This window comes from Ideonella azotifigens (genome assembly GCF_006519715.1).
GTDB lineage: Bacteria > Pseudomonadota > Gammaproteobacteria > Burkholderiales > Burkholderiaceae_C > Ideonella > Ideonella azotifigens.
This window is the reverse complement of the sequence record NZ_VIDT01000931.1, coordinates 1-1,733: the sequence shown is the minus strand read 5'-3', so window position 1 is coordinate 1,733 and position 1,733 is coordinate 1. Positions and strand designations below refer to the sequence as shown.

Here is a 1,733-nt window from a genome sequence, read left to right as displayed (position 1 = left end):
CAAGCGCATGGGCTCGCCCAGCAGGCTGGCCTGCTGCCCGGCCTGGCGGCGCTTGGCCCAGGCGAACGTGGGCAGGCCCACGGCGATGGCGCCGCCCATCACCAGCGCCAGCGAAGGGTCCCAGGCGCCCAGCAGGTCCAGGAAGCCCAGCACCTTGGCCGGCTGCACCATGCCGGAGACGATCAAGCCCAGGCCGAAGACCAGGCCCGATGCCAGTGCGGCCAACAGGATGCGGATGCGGTTCACAGCACACCTCCATGCCGCACCAGCGCGACGGTGACGAAGCCCGCGGCCATGAACACCAGCGTGGCCACCAGCGAGCGGCCCGAGAGCCGCGACAGCCCGCAGACGCCATGGCCACTGGTGCAGCCCGCACCGTAGCGCGTGCCCACGCCCACCAGCAAGCCGGCCACGATGAGCAGCCCGCTGGAGGCCTCGATCTTCAATGGCGGCATTGCCCCCGCCGCACGTACCAGCCAGGGCGCAAGCAACAACCCGATCAGGAAAGCCAGCCGCCAGCGGCTCTCTCCCGGCGACGGGCGCAAGAGCCCGCCGAGGATGCCGCTGATGCCGGCCACGCGGCCCAGCAGCAAGGCCATGGCCGCAGCGGCCAGGCCGATCAGGGCGCCACCGGCCAGCGCGGGCCAGGGCGTGAAGGAGGACCAGTCGATGTGCATGAGGCTTACTCCTTGGGACAGTAGAGGCGGTACATCACCGCCAGGATTTCCAGCAACCGCGCATCGGCCACCTGGTAATGGATGCGCTTGCCATCGCGCCGCGTGCTGACCACGCCTTCTGCGCGCAACACACCCAGCTGCTGCGACAGCGTGGGCTGGCGAATGCCCAGCCGCGCTTCGAGTTCACTCACGCTGCGCTCGCCCTGCGACAGCTCGCACAGCAGCAGCAGGCGGTCTTCATTGCCCAGCACCTTCAGGGCAGCCACGGCTTCGGCCGCGGCGCCTCGCAGGCGCTGGGGATCGATGCGGGACACGACAGACATCACGAACTCACCCGGGTTTGAGCCAGCGCAAACCCCTGCGCCGGTATTCATTATGTATTTGAATATATCATTGTTTTGTAAATTGTCATGGAGACACCGCATGTCCAAGTCCGCATCGCCCGTCGTGCAAGCCTTCTTCGATCCGGCCACGGCCACCGTCTCGTACGTGGTGCACGACCCGGCCACCCGCCGCGCCGCCGTGGTCGACCCGGTGCTGGACTTCGACGCCAAGTCCGGCCGCACCGGCACGCACTCGGCACAGGCACTGGTGGACTGGGTGCAGGCGCAGGCGCTGCAGGTGGACTGGATCCTGGAAACCCATGCGCATGCCGACCACCTCTCGGCCGCGCCCTGGGTGCGGGCACAGGTGGGCGGACGCATTGCCATCGGCGCGGCCATCCGCCGCGTGCAGGCCGCATTTGCGCCGCTGTTCAACCTGGGGCCGGACTTCCACCCGGACGGCCGCGACTTCGACCACCTGTTCGAGGACGACGAGGTTTTCGCAGTGGGCGAACTGACCGCCCGCGCGCTGGCCGTGCCGGGCCACACGCCGGCTGACATCGCCTTCCAGATCGGCGACGCGGTGTTCGTTGGCGACACCTTGTTCATGCCCGACGTGGGCACCGCGCGAGCCGACTTTCCCGGCGGTGATGCGACCCAGCTCTACCGCTCCATCCAGCGGCTGCTGGCCTTGCCGGCCGAGACCCGCCTGTTCGTCTGCCACGACTACCCG

4 protein-coding genes are annotated in these 1,733 nt (G+C 68.8%); 1 reads left to right on the top strand and 3 read right to left on the bottom strand.

Annotated elements, in window-relative coordinates; genetic code table 11:
* The 3 genes from FKP22_RS29350 to FKP22_RS29340 form a co-directional block, all read right to left on the bottom strand.
* The coding region (locus FKP22_RS29350; RefSeq protein ID WP_375140631.1) for a DUF6691 family protein at nt 1-246 on the bottom strand (246 nt) is incomplete at its 3' end.
* On the bottom strand, nt 243-677 hold the full coding sequence (locus FKP22_RS29345; RefSeq protein ID WP_141291714.1) for a YeeE/YedE family protein: 435 nt from the start codon (nt 675-677) through the stop codon (nt 243-245). The genes FKP22_RS29350 and FKP22_RS29345, both read right to left, overlap by 4 nt.
* A gap of 5 nt (nt 678-682) precedes the next feature.
* Nucleotides 683-1,000, bottom strand: coding sequence for an ArsR/SmtB family transcription factor (locus FKP22_RS29340; RefSeq protein ID WP_141291711.1), 318 nt, complete (start codon nt 998-1,000; stop codon nt 683-685).
* A 100-nt stretch (nt 1,001-1,100) separates the two neighbouring features.
* Between FKP22_RS29340 and FKP22_RS29335 the strand changes: the two genes are divergently transcribed.
* The coding region (locus FKP22_RS29335) for an MBL fold metallo-hydrolase (RefSeq protein ID WP_141291709.1) at nt 1,101-1,733 on the top strand (633 nt) is incomplete at its 3' end.

Excerpts from the sequence above, each read along its gene's own strand:
- FKP22_RS29345 (WP_141291714.1), bottom strand. The coding sequence starts at position 677 with ATGCACATCGACTGGTCCTCCTTCACGCCCTGGCCCGCGCTGGCCGGT.
- FKP22_RS29340 (WP_141291711.1), bottom strand. The coding sequence starts at position 1,000 with ATGTCTGTCGTGTCCCGCATCGATCCCCAGCGCCTGCGAGGCGCCGCG.